This is a genomic window from Novosphingobium sp. HII-3 (assembly GCF_002916655.1).
Taxonomy (GTDB): domain Bacteria; phylum Pseudomonadota; class Alphaproteobacteria; order Sphingomonadales; family Sphingomonadaceae; genus Novosphingobium; species Novosphingobium panipatense.
On the sequence record NZ_PPSM01000025.1, the window covers coordinates 160,973 to 182,827 of the forward strand.

Genomic DNA, 21,855 nt, shown 5'->3' on the forward strand with positions numbered 1-21,855 from the left:
CTCTCAGAGCGTGACACCACGCTTCCAGATGCCGATGGCGCGCTCGTCGTTGCTTTCGTTGCGGGCGGGTTCGCCGCTGGCGATGGCAAGGATGCGGGTCAGCAACGCTTCCGCCGCGCCTGCCATGCCCAGTTCAAGCACTTGCCCGCCGTCGAAATCGATCCAACCGGCCTTGCGCTCGGCCAACGCATGATTGGACGCGATCTTCACCGTCGGCACGGGGCTGCCCAGGGGAGTGCCCCGCCCGGTCGAGAACAGGGTGATCGTAGCCCCTGCCGCTGCCAGCGCCGTAGTGGAAACGGCATCGTTTCCAGGCGCCTCCAGCACTGTCAGGCCACCCGGCGCCCTCCTTGCACAGATGCGCTCGCCATAGGCGATGACGTCCTGCACCGGGGCAAGGCCACCTTTCTGCACCGCTCCCAGCGACTTCTCCTCCAGTGTGGTGATGCCGCCCGCGATATTGCCGGGGCTGGGATTTTCCGAAACCGGTTCGCCGTGCTCGATGAAGTAGCGCTTGAACCCATTCACCAGCTCGGAAAGCCGTTCGAACACGGTTTCGCTGGTGGCGCGTTCCAGCAGCAGGTTCTCCGCGCCGAAGATCTCGGGAATTTCGGTCAGGATGGCAGCGCCGCCCGCCTGAGTCACCGCATCCGCCATCAGCCCGATGAGCGGGTTCGCGGTGAGACCGCTCATCGCATCCGACCCGCCGCATTTCACACCCAGCCGCAGCTTCGACAGCGGCACTTCGGTGCGCTTGTCCGCCGCCATGAGCCCGATCAGTTCCTCCACCAGCGCTTCTCCGGCAGCGAATTCGTCACCGGCCGATTGGGCGCGCAGCACGCGCAGACGCTCCCGCCGATCCTCGGGGATGCGCTGCAGCAACTGCTCCAGCTGGTTCGATTCGCAGCCCAGCCCCAGCAGCAGCACGCCGCCTGCGTTCGGGTTGAGCGCCAGCGAGGCGATCACCGCCGCCGTACCTTCCAGATCCGCTCCCAGCTGCGAACAGCCGAAGGGATGGTTGAAGGCATGGACACCATCGACGCCCGGCGCCTGCTTCAGATTGGCTCTGGCCGCGAGCCTTTCACCAAGACGGCCGACGCAGCCGACTGTCGGCAAGATCCAGAGTTCGTTGCGCGTGCCCACGCTGCCATCGGCGCGAACATACCCCCGGAAGGTGCGCGACGAGGCAGTGGCTTCAACACGCGGAGGAGAGCCGGTGAAGGCATAGACCTGTTCGCCGGAAAGCGCGGTCCGGACGTTGTGGGTGTGCACATGCTCGCCCACCGCGATGTCGCACGTGGCAAGGCCGATGGGAGCGCGATAGCGGCGCACCGGAGCCCCTGCAGCGATCGGGGCGACAGCGAACTTGTGGCCTGCCGGGATCGCCTCGCGCAGCCGGATCGCCTCACCGTCCACCTTCACGTCCACCCCCGCCTCCAGCGGTTGAAGAGCAACGGCGACGTCGTCTTCAGCGCCAATCTTCATTACGGACACAGGGGAAGCAAGAGTATCGACCATGCCCCGCCAATATCGCATTGCCAGCGCTGGCACAACTCGGTAATCGGCTGTCAAAGCCACTGACGCCCGGGAGTATCCTGATGCCCAACCTGTCGTTGCACCCCGACCGCCTGCTCCCCGCAGACCCGACCACTCGCGCGATCGCCCGGGAGCTTTACGCGCAGGTGGCCGGACTGCCGATCATCAGCCCGCATGGCCACACAGACCCGGAGTGGTTCGCCACCGATGCGGCCTGGACCAACGCGACCGAGCTGCTGCTGGCGCCTGACCATTACCTGTTCCGCATGCTCTATTCGCAAGGCGTGGACCTCGACGCGCTGGCGGTCCCCCGTAAGGGTGGCGTCGTGCCGCAAACCGACCCGCGTGAGGCGTGGCGCGTGTTCGCCAGCCACTGGCACCTGTTCCGCGGCACGCCGTCGAGCATGTGGCTGCCGCATGTCTTCAGCGAAGTCTTCGGCATCGACGTCGCGCTGGATGCGGACACGGCAGACCACTATTACGATACCATCGGCGAGGCGCTCGCCTCTCCCGCGTTTCGCCCCCGCGCCCTGTTCGAACGGTTCGACATCGAACTGCTCGCCACCACGGAGGGCGCTGGCGACGATCTGAAGCACCACAAGGCAATCCGGGCCTCGGGCTGGAAGGGCAAGGTCGTCACCACGTACCGGCCCGACTCGGTGATCGACCCAGAGCATGACAGCTTCGCACGCGACATTGCCCGCTTCGCCGAGCTTTCGGGCGAGAATGTCGAGACATGGTCCGGCTACCTGGCCGCCCACCGCAAGCGCCGGGCCGACTTCCGCGCCATGGGGGCGACGGCGACCGACCACGGATTCCTCACGGCACGCACCGCCAATCTCTCGACGGCGGAGTGCGAAGCGCTGTTTGCAAAGGTGATGCGCGGGGCCCACGGGCAGACGGGGCCGAGCGCCGAGGAGGCCGAACTGTTCCGCGCGCAGATGCTCACGGAAATGGCGCGGATGAGCGTGGAGGACGGCATGACGATGCAGATCCACCCGGGCGCCACCCGCAACCACAACGCCCGCCTCTTCGCCAGCCATGGGCGGGACAAGGGCGCGGACATCCCCCGCGCGACCGAGTACGTCGAGGCGCTGCGCCCCATGCTGGACCTGCTGGGCAACGAACCGGACCTGAAAGTCATCCTCTTCACACTGGACGAGACGACGTATGCCCGCGAACTGGCGCCGCTCGCCGGGCATTATCCGTGCCTGAAGCTCGGCCCGGCGTGGTGGTTCCACGATAGCCCCGAAGGCATGCGCCGCTTCCGGGAGATGACAACCGAGACAGCGGGGTTCTACAACACCGTGGGCTTCAATGATGACACGCGCGCCTTCCTCTCGATTCCGGCGCGCCATGACGTCGCGCGGCGGATCGACTGCGGATTCCTCGCCCGCCTGGTTGCCGAACACCGGTTGCAGGACTGGGAAGCCGCGGAGCTTGCACAGGAGCTGACCGTCGGACTGGTGCGCAAGGCGTACGGCCTGGAAGCGCCGGTGCGCGTTGCGGAACCGGCATGACCCGGCTCTCCCAGGCAGCTCTGACCGCTCTGCCCGAAGGCATCGCAGCGCCACGGTATGACCGCTCAACCGTCACGAAGGGCGTCGTTCATTTCGGCCCCGGCGCCTTCCATCGCGCTCATCAGGCGGCTGCGTTCGACACCCTGCTGGCGCACGATCCGCGCTGGGGGCTGACCGGCATCAGCCTCAATTCGCGCGGAGTGGCCGACGCCCTGAACCCACAGGACGGGCTCTACACGCTGGCGCTGCTCGATCTGGAGACGAGCTACCGTGTCATCGGGTCGATCGGACGGGTACTGACCCGGGATGATCCGGAGGCGATCCTCACGGCACTGGCGCATCATGATACCCGTGTGATCTCCTCCACCGTGACGGAGAAAGGATACTGTCTGAACGCCGACGGCGCTCTGGATCTTGCGAACCCGGCCATCGCGACGGACCTCGAGGCGGCCAGAGCCGACGACTGGACGCCGGTCTCGTTCACCGGCTGGCTGGTTCGGGGCTTCCAGGTCCGCCGCCACGCCGGGTTGCCGGGCGTAACGGTGCTGTGCTGCGACAACTTGACGGACAACGGCCGCAAGCTGGAAGCGGCAGCCCTCGCATTGGCAGGCGAGATCGATCCAGACACCGCGCGATGGATCGCCGACAACGTCGCTTTCCCCAATGCCATGGTCGATTCCATCACTCCCGCCACCGACCCGGCCCTGCGCACGCGCGTGGCGCACGAGACCGGCCTTGAAGATGCCTGGCCGATCCAGCGCGAACGCTTCACCCAGTGGGTCATCGAAGACCGCTTCGCCGGCGAGCGTCCGGCGCTCGACGTCGCGGGCGTCACCTTCGCATCCGACGTGCGTCCGTTCGAAACTGCCAAGCTGCGCCTGCTCAACGGCGCGCACAGTTCGCTGGCCTATATCGGGCTGGGCATGGGCCTTGAAACGGTGGCCGAAGCCATGGCCGACAGCACTCTGGCCGCTTTCGTCGAGCGGCTGATGCGCGTGGATATCGCGCCATCGGTCACCCCGCCACCCGGCCTCGATCTCGACGGCTACATCTCGGACGTGCTGGCACGGTTTCGCAATCCCGCAATCCGGCACCTGCTCTCGCAGATTGCCTGGGACGGTTCGCAGAAATTGCCTTACCGCCTGCTCGACACCGTGCGCGATGCCCTCGCCGCCGGACGCAGCGTGGAACGGCTGGCGCTGCCCATCGCGGCATGGCTGCGCTTTCTGGTGAGGGCAGCGAACGAGGGCCGCACGATCACTGACCCGCTCGGCCCGATGTTGCTGGCGCGCGCCGGAGACTGGCGCAGCGTTCTGGCCTTGCGCGAGGTCTTCGGCGATCTCGGCAGCGAGCCGCGTTTCGCACATGCGGTGGCGGCCGGACTGGCCTCGCTCGAGGCGGGACAGCGGGCACCGGCAGGCGTCTGATCAGCTTGCGGCCGGGGCTGGTCCCGTCGACTCGGCCGGTACGAGCCTGAGCGCCATCTCCGGCAAGGGCGGGACCTGCGTTCCCTCTATGGCCGCGATCAGCCTTGTAGCGGCGGCGGCGGCCATTTCTGCGAAGGGGCGCTGCACCGACGTCAGCGCGGGCGTCAGCATGCGGGTAAGCAGGCTTCCATCGAAGCCGATCACCGAAAGCGCCTCTGGAACCGCGATCCCTCTGATCGCCGCAACCTTAAGCACGCCGGCGGCCATGATGTCGTTGACGGCGAAGATCCCCGTCGGACGCATGGTCTGAGACAGAAGTTGCTCCGCACCGGCGACACCCGAGGCGAAGTCGTAGTCGCCGGGCGCTTCGAGGACTTCCGCTCCACCCTCAAGCGCGGCCTCGATGAAGCCGGCGCGCCGTTCGGACGCGGAGGAGACGTGCGCCGGACCATTGACGATCCCGAGCCGCCGATGGCCGAGGGCCAGCAGGTGACGGGCCACGTCGGCCCCCGCCGCACGCTCCTTGCTGATGATAACTTCGCTAAAGCCCGGAATAGGGACGGACGACAGTGCGACGGCGCGCACCTGCGCCTCCGCGAGCGCGGCGGCCAGACCGGATATGCCGGATACCGGCGGCAGCACGACGAGCCCGTCGACCCGCGAGCGATCGACGAACGCCAGCACGTCGCGGGCCGCTTCGCGCGGGTCGAGCGGGGTGGGATGCACGATCAGTTCATAGCCGCTCTCAGCCGTTCGTGCCGCCACGCCACGCTGGATGGCGTCAAGCACCAGCGCATTGCGGTCGTTGTGGATCAGCCCGATCAGAAAGGAACGCCGCAGCGCCAGCGCCCTCGCCCGCGCACTGGGCTTGAACTGCAGCGCCGCGATCGCGTCTTCGATCCGCGCGCGCGTCTCCGCGTTGACCTTGGAAGACTTGTTGAGCACCCTCGATACCGTGCGGATCGAAACGCCTGCTGCCGCAGCGACATCCTCGATGGTGGCGTCACCGCCGTGGGGCTTCACGGCGTGCGGGGCTGTAGGGGCATCGTCCATTGGCAGACTTCTATGCCCTGCGCCGCCCCGATCAAGCGCCAGCGTCGCTTCAGGCGAAACCCACCGTCCGCGTCCAGGCGCGCCATAAGTCCGGCCAGGCTTCCACCGGCTTGCCGATCGCCCGGCGCAGGCCGAAGCCGTGGCCGCCATTGGCGAAGAGGTGCGTTTCCACCAGTATGCCCCGTACCTTGAGCGCCGCGCGCAGACGCACGCTGTTCTCCACCGGCACGACATCGTCGTCCTCGGCGTGGACCAGGAAGTGCGGCGGTGCATCGGCCGGCACTGTCTGGTCGGGTGAATGCACCGCTGCGTCCTGCAGCGACGGCGCGGGGCCGAGCAGCAGATTGCGCGATCCGGCGTGGGCGATCGCCGGATCCATGCTCACCACCGGGTAGATCGGCGCGGCACAGTGCGGCCTGGCGGACAGACCGTCCGCCGCATCCACCGGATCGTAGACCCTGGCGGCAAAGCGCGTGCTGAGATCCGCGCACAGGTGTCCACCCGCCGAAAAACCCATCGCCGCGACTCTCTCCGGATCGATGGCGTATTCCTTTGCGCGATGCCGGATCAGGCGCATGGCGCGCTGCGCATCCGCAAGGGCGGTGTCGGCTCCGCTCGACCAGCCCTCACCGGGCAGGCGGTAGAACAGCACGAAGGCGGTGAAGCCGCGCGCGGTGAGCCAGCGGGCAATCTCGTAGCCTTCCTTGTCGACCACAATCCAGCGATAGCCGCCGCCCGGCGTGATCATCACCGCCGCGCCGTTAGGCCGGTCGGGCCGGAATACCGCAAGGCGCGGACGGGTGATGCCGTAAACGGCGCGATCGGTCACGAGGGCGTCGGCGGAGCGTTCGTTCACCGTCTCGGTCAGCGCTGCCTTGAGCCTGGCCGGCGGGCCCTTCGGCCACAGGTCGATCGTCTCGTGCGGTTGAGGCAGTCCGGGCGGCAGCGCGTTCGAAGCGGTCGGCGGCGGCGTCTGTGCCTCCGCCCGCGCGGCAAAGCCGGCAGCGGCAAGGGAACCGGCGATGAGGGTCCTGCGATCGAAGTCCAACGACGGCTCCCTTCGAAAAGAAAAAATGCGTGGCCCGCCGCAAAGGCGACGAGCCACGCGTCAGGGGGAGGGAATCAGATCTTTGCGCGCGCGCCGAACAGGATCGTGCGTCCGAAGTGGTTGTTCTCGTAGTTGCGGTTCGCGTAGATGTCGTTGGTGCGGTAGCGATACTCGTCGGTCAGGTTATTGCCATCGATCGAGAGTTCCAGCCATTCGGTAGCCTTGTAGCGGATCGCCGCATCAACGCTGGTGTACGAGCCGTACCCTTCGAAGATGTTGCCGGTCGCGCTGGTGGCGTCGCTGAAGGGCCCGCGATAGCTGACCGAGCCGCGGATCGAGAACTTGCCGTCGTCGTAGTAGAGCGTCGCGTTCCAGGCCTTCTCCGACACACCCAGGAGCGTGTTGTTGTAGATCGCCGAAACGCCGGTGAGACCGCAGGCGCCCGTCGTGGGATTGCGAGTGCAGGCCGTGACCGCCGGGCCGGTGATCTGGTAGTCGGCGCTGCTGTCGATGAAGGTCGCGTTGCCCTGGAAGCCGGTGTTGCGCAGGATGCCCGGCAGGAAGGTGAAGGGCATCTGCAGCGCGATCTCGACACCCTTGAGCGTCGCACCCTCGCCGTTGACCTGCGACGACACCACGTATTCCTGATTCGGATCGTAGTTGAGGTAGGCAGGCGTGCTGGTGCCCAGCACGTCACGGCCCAGCCCGAGCTGCGGCAGAGTGGCGGTATACGTACCAGCGACCGGGAAGCTTTCGATCTTCTTGATAAAGCCCGCGACCGAAACCAGGGCCTGCGGCGCGAAGTACCACTCGACCGAAGCGTCGAAGTTGGTCGCACGGAACGGGTCGAGGAACGGATTGCCGAAGGTCACGCGATAGTTGAAGCCATCGACGGAGCCGCCCGGATTGAGGTTGCCGAGCGAGGGCCGGGTGATCACCTTGGCGATCGCGCCGCGCACGATCACGTCGGAGTGCGGGTAGAACGCCAGGTTCATCGACGGCAGCCAGTCGTCGTAGGTCCGCTCGACAGTGGCCGCCACCCCGGCGGTGTAGCCGGTCGACGTCTGCTTGGTGTGGGCGTAGCGGATGCCGGCGTTGCCCGCGTACTCCAACCCGAAGATCTCGCCCTTGACGTCGAACTGCACGTAGCCGCCCGAAGTCTCTTCGCGCACGCGGCGATTGTTGCCTAGGTCCTCCATGGCGGTGCGCCCGTAGAGGTTGGTGTAGTCGGCCGCCTTGTCGATGTCGGCCACCAGCCACGAACTGGTGGTGCCGCCGGGCTGGCCCGCGTCGCCAAGCTCGATCAGGCGCGAGAAGTCGGCCAGGACGGGCAGGCCGTAGACGCTGGACGAACAGGTCACCTGGCCCAGGATCAGGTCGGGCTGACCGTTCGCGGCGCAGGCGGCGGTATCACGCATGAACAGCTGAGTGCGGAAGTCGTAGCGACGCCACACGGCGCCTGCCTTCACTGTGAAGCCTTCCGTCATGTCCCATTCGGTGCGCAGCTGCGCGGTCTTGAACTGGTTCTTGACGTAGGAGGGACGGTCGCGAATTTCGGCAAGCTGGAAGTTCGCCGGGTCAGTGACGTCGAGGTCGTAGCTCAGCACCGGCGACTTCATGTCGCTGTAGTCGAAGCTGAAGCCGTTGGCGTTGCGGTTGTCGTAGGCGAACGTCGTCTCGACCGGGATGTCGGCGTCAGACTGCGAGAAGCCGCCGAGCAGGGTGAAGCGGAAGGTGTCGCTGACGTCCTGCTCCCAGGTCGCGCCAACCTGGTAGAACTCGGTTTCCGACTTGCGCAGGTAGCTTTCAGTACGGACCCAGGCGTTGTTGTACGTACCGCCGATCATTGTGCCGGTATCGTCGTAGACCGGGTTCACCAGATTAAAGCGACGCTCGTTGGAGCGGGCGAGAACCTCGAGCCACTGTTCCTTGCGGTCTTCCTTGAACGAGGAATAGAGCCCGTCGATCGAGATCTTGGTGCGGTCGGTCGGCTCGAACTGGACCGAGCCCGTGAGGCCCAGGCGGCGGCGGTCATGTTCGACCTTGCCGTAGCGCGGGATGCGGGCGTGGAACGAAAGCGCGGCAGCGTCGCAGGCTGCGGACGGACGATAGCCGCCGCCCGAGTTCACCGGGCTGCCCCCCGTCGGACCCACGTCCGAGTAGAAGCAAGGCGTTCCGTTGACCGAGTTGAAGTAAGCCTGCGCCCAGCGCACGGTATTGTTGCCGGTTTCAAGCGTATCGGTATGCGAATACGCAGCCGACAGGTTGACGCCGAAGGTGCCTGCATCGTTCCTCCAGGACAGGAGGCCGGCGGCGCGGGGGCCGACATTGTCCGACAGGTCGTTGTACGAACCCTGGAGGTTGAGCACCCCTGTGAACCCCGCCTTGCCCGCAAGCGGATTGCCGGTGTTGAGGTCGACCACGGCGCCCAGTGATCCTTCATCAAGGCTGGCTTCGGCGGTCTTGTGGACGACAAGGCTGCTGAACAGTTCCGAGGCGAAGACGTTGAAGTCGAACGCGCGGTCGCGGTTGGCGGATGCGCCGTCCGAGCTGGTGGCGATCGTTTCAAGGCCGTTCACGCGCACGCGGGTGAACTGCGCGCCAAGACCGCGCACGGTGATGGCACGGCCCTCACCGCCGTCGCGCTGGATCGAGATGCCGGGAATGCGCTGCAGCGATTCGGCAAGGTTCTGGTCCGGAAACTTGGCCATGTCCTCGGCGACGACGGCATCGACGGCCGAGATCGCTTCGCGCTTCACATTGAGCGCCGCTTCGAGCGACTTGCGGAAACCGGTGACGATGATCTCGTTCGCGGTGGCCGACTGATCTGCCGTTGCGGCATCGGCCGCAGCCTCGCTCACTTCCTGCGCCAGCGCCGCCTGCCCAAGTGTGCTCGATGCGGTCAGAGCGCTGCCTGCGAACAGAGCAGCCTTCAACAGCGTAATTCCGGTAACATGCCTGCGCATGACAACATCCCCTCACAGCCCGGTCAAAGGCACTTATGACATCGGTGTCAAAAGGAAGCGCGCATTCCGCAGCACTACTTCCGGCACCTCTACTCCCGCTCCTTCCGGAGCACGACGGCGACCCGCGGGGGATCGCCTCACCAGTTCCGAAGATCATCCTTGCGATCAGTGGTAACCGGTGTCATCAATATGTGACGCAGCGGGACTGCGGTGTCAATAGCCCGGTCGCAACACGATAAACATGGGAGAAGACGATGCAAATCTGGCGTATTTCAAAGCATTTCGCACCCCATTCGGAGCCGGCAGCGTGATTGCCGCGACTCTGCTGCTCCTCGCGGCAGCGCCGCCCATGGTGGTGATCGACGAGCGCGATACCGTCCGCGAGGAAGCCCCGCCGCATGGCAGCATCGGCATGAGCACCGCCTACCGCATCTCCGATGCCGCCCCTCCGCCCCGCACAATGGAATTCCGTCGCCGCGTCCTTCACAAGGGCGCTGCGATCGGAGAACATCCGATTGCCCATGACGAGGTCTACTACGTCCTCTCGGGCGTTGGCGAAGTGGTGTCGGATGGCAGGCGTGAGACGCTGCGCGCGGGCATGACGGCCTACCTCTACGATGGCGCGGTGGTGGGTATCTGGCAGCGCGGCGAGGAACCGCTTTCGCTGATCGTCGCTTACCCCAACCCTCCGAAGAAGTGACCGCTCACACCCCCGGCTGCACGTAGGGCGCCTTCGCCCAAAGCTCCCGTTCCCAGCGGCGGGGGTCGTTCACCACCCGCGATCGCGCATCGAAGACCATGGTTGCGCGATTGGGCAGGCGATAGGACGACCATTCCGCCAGCCCGGGGCTGCCTGTCCTGGCCAGCCCGGTGAAGGCCGTCATCATCGTAGTGCTCAGGCCGCGCGCGACCGCATCGGTGCCCGAATAGCTGCCCGGTGCGTCAAGGGTACCGAAGACATAGGGGATGTCGTCGGTGTGCGCGGCGCCCCGCAGCGGGTCGCGCGGCGAACTGCGGTCCAGCTGATAGACCCACGTCGCCGTTGCCCCCGCAGCAGCGCGTTCGTCGGCTTCGATCACCTGCCCCGGCCAGGAGCGGCCCGCGGTGGTCGCCGCGTAGTAGACCTGCTCGGGCGTCCAGGCCGGTTCATGAAGGCGATACTGCTCCACCACCCAGACTGGATCGAGGTCTATCTTGATCTCGGGCTGGATGCGCGCGGCAAGATTGCTCCAGTCGAGACCCTTCAGCTTCGGGCCGCGGGGATCGAGGAAGGCGCGGGTTTCGTCGCGCACATTGCCCAGGATCATCGGAACACTTAGCGATTGCGGCGCGGCGTCGGGCCAGAAGGGATGACGCGGAAGGTTGGTCATGTCGAGTACCGGCCCGAAATAGACGCTTCCGCCCAGTATCGGATCGACCGCCGCCAGCCCTTCCCTCAGCCGCTCAATCGGCATGGTGCGCAGGCCTTCGACATCGGTTTTCAATGCCGCCAAAAAAGCCTGCGTGCGCGCCCAGGCGTGCGCAGGTCCGCTGGCCTGAACCTGCTGGCCGCTCATCGTCGCAGCACTGTGGAACAGCCCCCTTGCCGCAGGCATCGCCATCAGCGTGGCGATCTTGGCGCCTCCGCCGGATTGGCCGAAGACCATGACCCGCGCAGGATCCCCACCGAACGCCTCGACATGCGCCCGCACCCATTGAAGCGCCAATATCAGGTCCAGCTGGCCAAGGTTGCCGCTGTCCGAGTATCGCGTGCCGAACGGCTTGAGCCAGGCATAGCCCAGCGCATTCAGCCTGTGGTTGACCGTCACCACCACGACGTCGCCGTCCGCCGCCAACCTGCCGCCGTGAGTCAGCGGGTCCGTCACCGAACCAGTGGTGTAGGCCCCGCCGTGGAAGTACACCATGACCGGCCGTTTCGCCCGAGGATTGATCTCTGGTGTCCAGACGTTGAGATAGAGGCAATCTTCCGCCTGTGCTTCATCCCCCAGCGCCCGCTGCGGGCAGATCGGCCCGAACGAGGTGGCCTGAAGGGCAGAGCCGTGCCACGGCTCCGCCACGGGCCGGGCGAAGCGTTCGGCGCGGGCGTAGCGGATACCCTTGAAGGCGAAGACGCCGTTTTCGGTGAGGCCCGCATAGCGGCCCGCTCGCGGAGCCTTGGCGGTGCGGGCAAGAACCGGCAGCGGCGACGCCAAGGCGGCGGCCGACCCAGCGGCCGTGGCAACAAGGGTGCGGCGGGTGAAATTGGCGTACGTCATGTTCAACTCTCCCGGCCCCGCTCATTATCCGCGAATTGCTCCGGCAGCGGTGGCTCTCTTGAGGTCTGCCTGCCTCGGCGTCGAGGCGCTCTGCCGAAGGTCTGACAATCCCCGGCCTTACCGCCGCACATCCCCTCCGCTGGCCGAAAAGGATTCAAGCTCCTGCGGCCCGACCAGGCACATATCGCCCGGCACGGTATGCTTGAGCACCGTGTAGCCCAACCCCGCCTGCGCCGTAGCGACAAGGTCTGCGCCTTCCAGCCACTTGTGCAGTACGCCCGCTGCGAAAGCGTCGCCGGTACCGATGCGGTCGACGATACCGGTCACGTCCACTTCGCTGGTCTGGTGGGCGCCGTCGCGCGCATCGACGCGGGCTGCGATGCGATGATGCCCGGAATTGACCACGTGCCGCGCGGTAGAGGCAATCAGTTGCAGCTTCGGAAAGGCGTCGAAAGCCGCCAGTGCCGCTTCACGCCGCCGTTCGGAACCGTCGCCGGAAAACGCCTTCCCTAGCAGCAGCGAGATGTCGCGATGGTTGCCGATCATGATTGTGGCCGACTGCATCAGGTCCGTCAGGATCTCACGCGGGTTGCTGTCCCAGGCATCCCACAGCAGGGCGCGGTAATTGCCATCGAAACAAACAGGCACGCCGGCGCTGACGGCTGCGGCGACGGCGGCTTGCGCAAGCGCGACGCCCCCGGGGCCGAGCGCCGGCGTGATGCCCGACAGGTGGAGCAGTCGGGCACCCTCCAAAGCGGAGGCGAAGTCGAACTGGGTCGCCTTGGAGGTTGCGAACACCGAACCCGCGCGATCATACGTGATCGACGAGGGCCTCAAGCCCGCTCCGCTTTCGAGGAAATAAAGTCCCATGCGGCCGGCATCGCGCCCGATGTGGGCGGTATCGATCCCGGCGGCATTAAGCGCCGCGCGCGCCCGGTCGCCCAGTGGGCTGGACGGCAGGCGCGTGAGCATCGTCACGTCATGCCCCAGCGAGGCCAGCCCCGCCGCGACATTGGCCTCTGCTCCGCCCACCACCATGTCCAGCGCATCACACTGGACCATCAGCCGCCCGCCCGGTGTCGCGAAACGCAGGAGGACTTCGCCAAAGGTGACGACGTGGCCGGTGCGGGTGAAACGTGGCATCAGCGCGCGAGCCAGCCGCCATCGACGGCCAGGATCTGGCCGGTGACGTAATCGGATGCCTGCGAGGCGAGGAACACCGCGGCCCCCGCGATATCTTCCGGCCGGCCCCAGCGGCCGGTTGGGATGCGCTCCAGGATCTGGCGGTTGCGCGTCTCGTCGGCGGCCAGCGCGGCGGTGTTGTTGGTGGTGATATAGCCAGGCGCGATCGCGTTGACCTGCACGCCCTTGGGGGCGAGTTCGTTCGCCATTGCCTTGGTCACCCCGCTCACGCCCGACTTCGCCGCCGCGTAGCTGGGGACACGGATGCCGCCCTGGAAGGTCAGCAGGGAGGCGATGTTGACGATCTTGCCGCCCTCGCGCTCCACCATGCCTCTCGCCGCTGCCTGGCTGAGGAAGAACAGCGTCTTGAGATTGGTGTCGATCACCGCATCCCAGTCTTCCTCGGAGAACTCCAGCAGATCGTCGCGGCGGATGATCCCGGCGTTGTTGACGAGGATGTCCACCTTGCCAAGACCCGCGACCGCTTCGTCGATGACGCGTCCGACCGGCTCGATGCTCGACAGGTCGGCCTTGATGTTCACCGCCTTGCGCCCGGTGGCGGCGATCGCGCCGAGCGTCTCGGTCGGCTCGGACCGGCCAGCCACCGCAACATCGGCGCCGGCTTCTGCCAGAGCCACGGCAATGGCCTGGCCGATGCCCGTGTTGGCACCTGTGACGAGCGCACCCTTGCCCGTCAGGTCGAAGGAAATTGCCATGTGTCCTATCCCGTCAGTATGTGTCTTGCCCACGTCCCTCTCTTATTCCGGGACGCGGGCCTGAAGACAGTGCCGCTTACTGCAGCTGGCAGATGTCGAGCACGTTCATGTCAGTGTAGTCGAGGTTTTCCCCGCCCATAGCCCAGATGAAGGCGTACTTCTTAGTGCCCGAACCCATGTGGATCGACCACGGCGGGCTGATGACGGCTTCTTCGTTGGCGATCACGATATGACGCATCTGATCCGGCTCGCCCATGTAGTGGAAGATGCGGTCGTTCTCCTCGGGGAGTTCGAAGTACAGGTAGATCTCGCTGCGACGATCGTGGAGGTGCGGCGGCATGGTGTTCCACACCGAACCCTCTTCAAGCACGGTCAGGCCCAGCAGCAGCTGCGCGCTCTCGCATACGCCGGGGATGACCAGCTGGTAAATCGTGCGCTGGTTGGAGTTGGCAAGGTCTCCGCGCGCCAGCGGATTGGCCTGGTCAGGCGTGATGTGCTTGATCGGCAGCGCCTTGTGCGCAGGAACCGACGCGATGTAGAAGCGCGCGCCTTCGCCTTCAAAGATGACCTCCTGGCTGCCCATCGGCACGTAGAGGCATTCCTTGTTCTTCATTTCGAAGCGCTGACCGTCGACCGTGATCGCGCCCGGGCCGCCGATGTTGGTGATGCCGGCTTCGCGGCGCTCGAAGAACGACTTGCCTTCGGCGCTCTTGGGCGCGGTCTGCAGCGGCAGGGCCAGCGGCATCGCCCCTGGAACCGCGCCACCGATGATGAAGCGTTCGTTGTGCGAGTAGTTGAGGTTGACCTCACCCGCCTTGAACATGCCCGTCACCAGGTAACGATCGCGCAGCTCCTCATTGGAGACACACTCCATCATGTCCGGATGGGTGGCGTGGTACGTCTTGCAGAACACTGCGAACTCTCCCGTTCATCTCTTCGGCGTGAAGCGTATCCGCTTTAGGTAACCGGTGTCAATGCGGCTTCGGCCAAATTGGCGTCCGCCTTTACACAGGCCCTCACGCGGCGCTGCGGGGAACTGCGGAGGCGCGCCGGATGAGGTCGGAAAGGAAGAACGAAGGCTCCGAAGCCGCCGATGCGGGCCTGATCAGCTTTGCGGCCGCCGTCTTCGCCATGGCGCGGATCGGCCAGCGCACGGTAGTGAGCGGCGGCCAGATGTGTGCAGCGGTGGCGGTATCGTCGAAGCCGATGATTGAGAGGTCATCCGGCACATTCAGCCCGCGCTCGCGCGCCGCATGGAGGATGCCGGCCGCCATCTCATCGTTGCTGGAGAAGACGGCGGTCGGGGGAATGTCCGCGGCCAGCAGCTTCTCGCCTGCGGCCTTGCCCGATTCGAAGCGGTACGTGCCGCGGGCCATGATCGCCGGGTCCGGGCTGAGCCCTGCCCCCGCCAGACCTTCGAGAAAACCCTGCTCGCGTTCGTTGGCCGAGCGGAAGCCTTCAGGACCCGCTACGAAGCCGATCCGCGAATGGCCCAGTTCCGCCAGCCAGCCCACCGCCTCGCGGACGGCCTGCCGGTCGTTGGAGGCAACCAGGTGAGCATCTTCGTCCAGCCTGGCAGAGCCCATGCGCACGACGGTGCAGCCAAGATCACGGCACAGATCGGCCAGATCATCGCGCTCGGAAAGCGGCGGCAGGAGCATGACGCCGTACAGCCGCTGCTGCTCAATGAAGCGGCGGATATCGTCATGCAGCGTCGGCGAATAGCGGTTCACCGGATGAACGACGAGCGCGAATTCAGTATCGCGGATGGTGTCGAGAATGCCTTCCTGCACCCCCAGCACCATTTGCGCGTTCGGGTTGTCGTGGATGAGACCGATCAGGAAGTTGCGCCGCAACGCCAGCGCCCGCGCCTGCGGATTGGGCACGTAACCCAGTTCGGCGATCACCGATTCCACCTTCTCGCGCGTGCTCGCATTGAGCAGCGGCGATTTGTTGATCACGCGGCTGACCGTCTTCTTGGACACGCCCGAAAGGCGCGCCACATCATTGATCGTCGGTTTCTGGCCTTCTGCCATGCGGCATCCTTGTTGATGTACGCCGGGCTATCGAGGAACCGGGGCGCTTTTTTTCGGCTTGCCTTCCCGCGAGGTGAAAGGCAATATGACACCGGTTACCATCTTTCCGTTTATCATGTCATCGGCGGAAAGAAAGCAGGTCCATCCATAGGATGGCGCTGTCGGTGACCCTCCCGACAGAGCGGACACTCTGAATACGACGGATTGCTATTGGCGTTGGGTGACACCGGTGTCCAGACGATCCGGGCACGATAGGAAATGGGTTGGGGATCGTTTTGACAGACACCGCAAAAGCAGTGGCCGAAGCTTTCGTGACGGCACGGCGCGAAAAACGCGCACTGGATACCTATCCGGGGCAGATCCCCGCCGATCTCGGCGGCGGCTATGCCATCCAGGACATCGCCATCCGGTTTGACGGCCGCGAGATCGCAGGCTGGAAGGTCGGCAAGATCAACCCGCCGCTTGACGTGCAACTGGCCAGCAACCGCCTGGCCGGGCCTATCTTCAGTGACAGCGTGGTGACCGTGGCTGACGGGGAAGCACCGGCGATGCCTGTCTTCGCGGACGGTTTTGCCGCAGCCGAGGCGGAGTTCCTGCTTCATGTCGCGCCCGGCTGGGATGGCATGGTGCCGCAGGACGATGCGGGCACGCGCGCCATACTGGACGCAGTGCATATCGGCATCGAGGTCGCCAGTTCCCCTTACCCCGGCATCAACGCGGATGGACCGCCGGTGACTGTCTCCGATTACGGCAACAACTACGGCATGGTCATCGGCCCGCTGCTGGAAGGCTGGGAAACCGTTGACTTCAACGCCATCACCGTCCGACTGGACATCGATGGCGACACGGCCGGTGAGGCGACCACGACGACAATGCTGGACGGACCGCTCGGCGCCGTCCGCTTCCTGCTGGGCCATCTCTCGGCGCGCGGGATCGACTGCAGCGCCGGCACCTGGGTTTCGACCGGCGCGGTCACGGGTGTTCATCCCGTCACGCCGGGCCAGCATATACTGGCGAACTTCGACGGCCACGGTACGGTCGCTTGCGGCATTATCGCGGCAAGGCAGGACTGACGAAAAGAGCGATCGGAAAATATGGCCGTGGTGAACGGCGCGAGGTCGCAAGGGAGCAGGAAAATGGATGCAGAAACCGGCAGCACGGCCGGCCAGGCAAGGACAGGCGCTCCGCTGAAGGTGGGGCGCTACCGCTGGGTAGTGGTGGCGCTGCTCTTTGCAGCGACGGCCATCAACTATGTGGACCGCCAGATGATCGGCGTGCTCAAGCCCACGCTGTCCGCCGAATTCAACTGGACCGAATCCGACTTTGCCGGGATCGTCTTCTGGTTCCAGCTGGCCTATGCCATCGGCTATCTCTCCTTCGGCAAGATCGTCGATACCTTGGGCGCCCGGCTGGGGTATGTTCTGGCCATCGTCATCTGGACCGTCAGCCACATGGCCCACGGCTTCGCGACCGGCATCACCTCCTTCGCGATGGCCCGCTTCGGACTGGGATTGGGCGAATCGGGTAACTTCCCCGCCGGCATCCGCGCCGTGACCGACTGGTTCCCACAGAAGGAACGGGCACTGGCAATCGGCATATTCAACGCCGGCGCGAACGTCGGCGCGATTGTGACCCCGCTGCTGGTGCCGCTGCTGGTGCTGTGGTTCGACTGGCGCATGGCGTTCTTCGTCACCGGCCTGTTCGGGATCCTGTGGCTGGGCGCCTGGTGGGCATTCTATCGCCACCCGAGCAGCCATCCCCACGTGACGCCGCAGGAACTGGCCTACATCCGTCAGGACCCGGCCGATCCAGTCGAGAAGATCGGTTGGGGGCGACTGCTCATCGTGCGCGAAACCTGGGCCTATGCGCTCGGCAAGTTTCTCATCGACCCGATCTGGTGGTTCTTCCTGTTCTGGCTGCCGGGCTACCTGTTCGACCGCTACGACCTGGACCTCAAGACCTTCGGCCTGCCGCTGGCGGCAATCTACCTGATCTCGGACGTTGGCAGCATCGCCGGCGGCTGGATGTCGTCCAAGCTGATTGCCACTGGCCGCAGCCCCAACTTCGCGCGCAAGGCGACGATGCTGCTGTGCGCAGTGTGCGTGCTGCCAATCTGGTTCGTCCAGGGCGTCGACAACGTCTGGACCGCCGTGCTGATCATTGGCCTTGCGACCGCAGCCCACCAGGCCTTCTCCGCCAATCTCTACACCCTGCCTTCCGACGTGTTCCCGCGCGGAGCGGTCGGTTCGGTGGTGGGCATCGGCGGCACCGCAGGCGCCGTGGGCGGCATGGGTATGGCCCTGTTCGCGGGCTACATCCTCGATGCGACTCACAGTTACGAGGTGCTCTTCGCCATCTGTGCAAGCGCTTACCTGCTCGCCCTGCTCGCGGTCCACGTGCTCAGCCCGCGCCTCAGACCGGTGAGCATCGAAGCGAAGTAAGGGACCCGCGCCAGGCGGTCCCCGGGGAAGGGACAGCGCGTTATTCCTCACGGTCAGGGAATCACGGACCACATCCGGGATTCCCTGGCACCTCCTCCAACGCGGGCCGTTCCCGAGATCGCTCTCCCGAATCGCAGCGATGAAGCGGAGCCCGGCCGAGGAGCCGGGTTCATGCCGACACCGCCAGCGCCATCAGGTTTTCCAATCTTCGCGACATGCCCCGGGTCTTTCGCCCTCTCGTCATCGGCCCCGGGTCCGGCTAGAGGGGTGCTACGCGAGGGGAGCCATCGATGAACGTCTACCGCCAGAATGCCCGGGTGCTCACTGCAAGCCTGGTGGGCACCGCGGTCGAGTTCTACGACTTCTACATATACGCCACGGCTGCGGCTCTGGTTTTCGGGCCGCTGTTCTTCCCGGCCGAATCGACGGCGGTGCAGCACCTCGCGTCCTATGCCAGCTTCGCCATCGCCTTTATCGCCCGGCCGGTAGGCGCAACGCTGTTCGGCCACTTCGGGGACAGAGTCGGACGCAAGTCCACCCTTGTCGCATCGCTCCTGCTCATGGGGGGCGCAACCGTGCTGATCGGCCTGCTGCCGACATACGAAAGCGCCGGATGGATGGCACCCGCCCTTCTGTGCCTGATGCGCTTCTGCCAGGGACTCGGGCTGGGCGGTGAGTGGGGCGGCGCTGCCCTGCTGGCGGTGGAGAACGCCCCGAAGGGCTATGAGGCGCGCTTCGGCATGTTCCCGCAACTTGGTGCGCCTGTGGGATTCTTCGCGGCGAACGGGCTCTTCCTCGTCCTAAGCTCGGTGCTGACGGACGAGCAGTTCGCCGATTGGGGATGGCGCGTTCCTTTCCTGTTGAGCGCGGTGCTGGTCGGCCTCGGACTGTGGATCCGCTTTCGTCTCTCGGAAAGCCCCGTCTTCGTGCAGGAAGATGAAAAGCACCGCGCGATCCCCGTGGTCGAGCTGTTCCGCACGCACCTGCGCGAGACGGTGGCCGGAACCTTCGCGGTGATCGCCTGCTTCGCCCTCTACTATCTCGCCACCACCTTCGCACTCGGCTACGGGACGGGCACGCTGGGCTATGGACGCCAGCAGTTCCTGAGCGTGCAGCTGTTCGCGATCCTCTTCATGGCTGCGGGGATCGTGGTTGCGGGATACGCGGCGGACCGGCGGTCCTCGCGCTCGGTCCTCATGTTCGGATGCTTCTGTGCGGTGCTCCTCGGCACCATCATGGGGTTGATGTTCTCGGCCGGATCCCTGTTTGTCATTGGCCTGTTCCTTTGCCTCGCGCTGTTCACGATGGGGCTGGTCTACGGCCCGATCGCGGAACTGCTGCCGCGCCTGTTCAAGGCTCGGGTAAGGTACACAGGCGCCTCCATCGCGTTCAACGTGGGTGGCATCATCGGCGGCGGCTTCGCACCGGCCACCGCGCAGGCGCTGGCGGACAGTGGCGGCGTTCTCTTCGTCGGCCTCTACATCTCGGCGGCGGCCCTGCTCAGCCTGTTCGGGCTCATGGCCGTGCAGGTGAAGCGCTGACGCATTCCTAGACGACCGCCGGCTCAAGCAGACGGAGCGTTCCCGCGTCTGCATCCATCTCGGCCATGATGCCTACGGGAACACTGATCTGGTTTGCCACGTGCCCTATCATGAGGCCTTGGAAGGCCGGCTTGCCAAGAGAGCCGAAGCGTTGGTCCAGCACTTCGTAGAGAGTGAAGTTGGAATAGCCGCCATCCGGATTCTCGCACCGGGTACACTGACCGAAAACCACACCCGCCACCTTGTCGAGCGCGCCTGACAAAGCGAGCTGGGTCAGCATTCGGTCGATCCGGTACTCTGCCTCGTTGGTATCTTCCAGGAAGAGGATGGCGCGGTCGAAAGACGGAAGGAAAGGCGTGCCGACAAGCGCGCTCAGGACCGTGAGGTTGCCCCCGACCAGTCGCCCTTGAGCCTTGCCTCCGCGAAACGTCCTCACGCCGGTTCCCCGCCCGCCAAGGCCGGGGCCATCCCGCACGGGCACGGAATAGGTCGGCAGCCTGCCTTCGAACGCGACCCGGTGGAACGACTCCCACGAGGCCTGCGGCCACGAAGCCGAGGCGTTCGGCCCGTGTATCGAAACGACACCCTGGCTGGCCAGCGCCAGGCAGAGGGCCGTGTTGTCGCTGAAGCCCGCGAAAAGCTTCGGCTTCTTGCGGATGGTGGCGAAATCGAGGTGAGGCAGCAGTCGAGCCGATCCCCACCCGCCGCGAACCGCCAGGATGCCCCTGACATCATCGTCAGCGAACATGCTCATGAGATCGCGGGCGCGCACGTCGTCCGTGCCTGCAAGATAGCCGTGCCGCTGAGTCAGATGCGGCGCTACGCGGGGCACGAGGCCCATGGCACGAACCGTGGCGGCGACCTCCTCGATCCCGAAGCGGTCGGCTACGAAGCCGGCAGGCGCCACGATGCCCAAGACATCGCCGTTGCGCAGGCGCGGCGGCTTCACCATATTGACCGGTGCCGATGGCAGGCCTCCGCGCGCCACCGCCCCCCGGGCGGGAAGCGCGCAGAGACCGCCGCCGATCCCCACAAGTGCGCCTCGCCGCGTCAAAGTCCGACTGTTCATCATCCTCACAGCCTAGCCTGTATGCAACGCCGTGCAACCAGCGGCACCGACAACTGTTCTGGACCCGCCCGACGCGTCGGGCCATGGAGCACCAATGACCGAAAAAGAAGATAAAGACCTCACCGAACGCCGCTTCTACAAGGCCGAACAGGAGGCCGGCTTCGCCGAAAAGCAAGCCGACACCATCCAGACCGAGCATCCGGCCTATCGTCTCGCCTTCCGCGACACCGATTTCCTGCTGAGGGACGAACTGCGCCCCATTCGCTTCCAGCTGGAGCTGCTGAAGCCGGAAATGCTGCTTGAGGAAGCCAACATCGGCTCCACCCTCGTCATGTATGGATCCGCGCGCATACCCTCTCCGGACCGTGCGGACGCGCTCGTGGCGGCGGCCGCGACCGACTACCAGCACAAGGTGGCCGAACGGCTGGCCGCGAAGGCCAAGTACTGGGAGGAAGCCCGCACGCTGGCGCGCCTGGCCAGCCAGTGCGCCATCGTCGAGAAGGGTATGCGCCAGTTCGTCGTCTGCTCCGGTGGCGGCCCCTCCATCATGGAAGCGGCCAACCGGGGCGCGGCAGACGTCGGCGCGGAGTCGCTGGGGCTGAACATCGTCCTGCCTCATGAGCAGGCGCCCAATCCCTACGTGACGCCGCGCCTCTCGTTCCAGTTCCACTACTTCGCGCTTCGCAAGATGCACTTCCTTCTGCGCGCGCGCGCGGTTGCCGTGTTCCCCGGCGGCTTCGGCACATTCGACGAGTTCTTCGAACTGCTGACCTTGATACAGACCGGGAAGATGAAGCCTATCCCCATCCTGCTTTACGGACGCGAGTTCTGGGAACGCGTGGTGAACTTCGAAGCCCTGGCCGAAGAGGGCGTCATCAGCCCCGACGATGTCAACCTCTTCCACTGGTGCGAAACGGCGGAGGAAGGTTGGGGTCACATCAAGAAGTACTACGATCTGGACTGCGGCTGAAGCAGCAGGCGCCCGGTGCACTGTTCGGAAATATCGAACACAATGAGCGAACTTATCCGGGTGCATCGATAAGGGAATCGGGTGCATCTGCAGGG

17 protein-coding genes are annotated in these 21,855 nt (G+C 65.5%); 7 read left to right on the top strand and 10 right to left on the bottom strand.

The features are described from left to right. Positions 1-3 precede the first annotated feature (3 nt). Positions 4-1,518, bottom strand: coding sequence for a UxaA family hydrolase (locus C2R25_RS10465; RefSeq protein ID WP_103729123.1), 1,515 nt, complete (start codon positions 1,516-1,518; stop codon positions 4-6). Between the two features lie 80 nt (positions 1,519-1,598). Between C2R25_RS10465 and uxaC the strand changes: the two genes are divergently transcribed. Both uxaC and C2R25_RS10475 read left to right on the top strand, forming a co-directional pair. After that, positions 1,599-3,056 (top strand): glucuronate isomerase, encoded by a 1,458-nt coding sequence (gene uxaC, locus C2R25_RS10470; protein WP_103729124.1) that lies wholly within the window; start codon positions 1,599-1,601, stop codon positions 3,054-3,056. Then, positions 3,053-4,483 (top strand): mannitol dehydrogenase family protein, encoded by a 1,431-nt coding sequence (locus tag C2R25_RS10475; protein ID WP_103729125.1) that lies wholly within the window; start codon positions 3,053-3,055, stop codon positions 4,481-4,483. Before uxaC ends, C2R25_RS10475 begins: the two co-directional genes overlap by 4 nt. Here C2R25_RS10475 and C2R25_RS10480 read toward each other — a convergent pair whose 3' ends face one another. The 3 genes from C2R25_RS10480 to C2R25_RS10490 form a co-directional block, all read right to left on the bottom strand. After that, positions 4,484-5,536 (bottom strand): LacI family DNA-binding transcriptional regulator, encoded by a 1,053-nt coding sequence (locus C2R25_RS10480; protein WP_103729126.1) that lies wholly within the window; start codon positions 5,534-5,536, stop codon positions 4,484-4,486. A 49-nt stretch (positions 5,537-5,585) separates the two neighbouring features. Then, positions 5,586-6,584, bottom strand: coding sequence for an alpha/beta hydrolase (locus tag C2R25_RS10485; RefSeq protein WP_103729127.1), 999 nt, complete (start codon positions 6,582-6,584; stop codon positions 5,586-5,588). 74 nt (positions 6,585-6,658) lie between these two features. Continuing rightward, positions 6,659-9,550: a TonB-dependent receptor gene (locus C2R25_RS10490; RefSeq protein WP_103729128.1), complete on the bottom strand. Its 2,892-nt coding sequence runs from the start codon at positions 9,548-9,550 to the stop codon at positions 6,659-6,661. Positions 9,551-9,899: 349 nt separating this feature from the next. Here C2R25_RS10490 and C2R25_RS10495 point away from each other — a divergent pair, with 349 nt between their 5' ends. Further along, the gene (locus tag C2R25_RS10495) at positions 9,900-10,250 is read left to right on the top strand and encodes a cupin domain-containing protein (RefSeq protein ID WP_233203926.1); all 351 of its coding nucleotides are present in this window, start codon (positions 9,900-9,902) and stop codon (positions 10,248-10,250) included. Between the two features lie 4 nt (positions 10,251-10,254). On the opposite strand, the gene C2R25_RS10500 is transcribed toward C2R25_RS10495, so the two are convergent. From C2R25_RS10500 to C2R25_RS10520, 5 genes are all read right to left on the bottom strand, one after another. After that, the gene (locus C2R25_RS10500; RefSeq protein ID WP_103729130.1) at positions 10,255-11,805 is read right to left on the bottom strand and encodes a carboxylesterase/lipase family protein; all 1,551 of its coding nucleotides are present in this window, start codon (positions 11,803-11,805) and stop codon (positions 10,255-10,257) included. Between the two features lie 117 nt (positions 11,806-11,922). Beyond that, positions 11,923-12,948, bottom strand: coding sequence for a sugar kinase (locus C2R25_RS10505; RefSeq protein ID WP_103729131.1), 1,026 nt, complete (start codon positions 12,946-12,948; stop codon positions 11,923-11,925). After that, the gene (gene kduD, locus C2R25_RS10510) at positions 12,948-13,703 is read right to left on the bottom strand and encodes a 2-dehydro-3-deoxy-D-gluconate 5-dehydrogenase KduD (protein ID WP_103729132.1); all 756 of its coding nucleotides are present in this window, start codon (positions 13,701-13,703) and stop codon (positions 12,948-12,950) included. Before kduD ends, C2R25_RS10505 begins: the two co-directional genes overlap by 1 nt. Positions 13,704-13,779: 76 nt before the next feature. Beyond that, the gene (kduI, locus tag C2R25_RS10515) at positions 13,780-14,616 is read right to left on the bottom strand and encodes a 5-dehydro-4-deoxy-D-glucuronate isomerase (RefSeq protein ID WP_103729133.1); all 837 of its coding nucleotides are present in this window, start codon (positions 14,614-14,616) and stop codon (positions 13,780-13,782) included. A gap of 103 nt (positions 14,617-14,719) precedes the next feature. Beyond that, a complete protein-coding gene (locus tag C2R25_RS10520) occupies positions 14,720-15,739 on the bottom strand; it encodes a LacI family DNA-binding transcriptional regulator (protein WP_103729134.1) in 1,020 nt (339 codons plus the stop codon). Between the two features lie 275 nt (positions 15,740-16,014). On the opposite strand from C2R25_RS10520, the gene C2R25_RS10525 reads away from it, so the two are divergent. From C2R25_RS10525 to C2R25_RS10535, 3 genes are all read left to right on the top strand, one after another. Further along, a complete protein-coding gene (locus C2R25_RS10525; protein WP_103729317.1) occupies positions 16,015-16,812 on the top strand; it encodes a 2-keto-4-pentenoate hydratase in 798 nt (265 codons plus the stop codon). Positions 16,813-16,875: 63 nt separating this feature from the next. Next, positions 16,876-18,180, top strand: a complete 1,305-nt coding sequence (locus C2R25_RS10530; protein ID WP_103729135.1) for an MFS transporter — start codon at positions 16,876-16,878, stop codon at positions 18,178-18,180. 290 nt (positions 18,181-18,470) lie between these two features. Then, positions 18,471-19,721, top strand: coding sequence for an MFS transporter (locus C2R25_RS10535; protein ID WP_103729136.1), 1,251 nt, complete (start codon positions 18,471-18,473; stop codon positions 19,719-19,721). A 7-nt stretch (positions 19,722-19,728) separates the two neighbouring features. Here C2R25_RS10535 and C2R25_RS10540 read toward each other — a convergent pair whose 3' ends face one another. Next, entirely contained in the window at positions 19,729-20,793 is a 1,065-nt protein-coding gene (locus C2R25_RS10540; protein ID WP_103729137.1) for an LD-carboxypeptidase, read from the bottom strand. A 91-nt stretch (positions 20,794-20,884) separates the two neighbouring features. Between C2R25_RS10540 and C2R25_RS10545 the strand changes: the two genes are divergently transcribed. Beyond that, positions 20,885-21,760, top strand: a complete 876-nt coding sequence (locus C2R25_RS10545; RefSeq protein WP_103729138.1) for a TIGR00730 family Rossman fold protein — start codon at positions 20,885-20,887, stop codon at positions 21,758-21,760. Positions 21,761-21,855 lie beyond the last annotated feature (95 nt).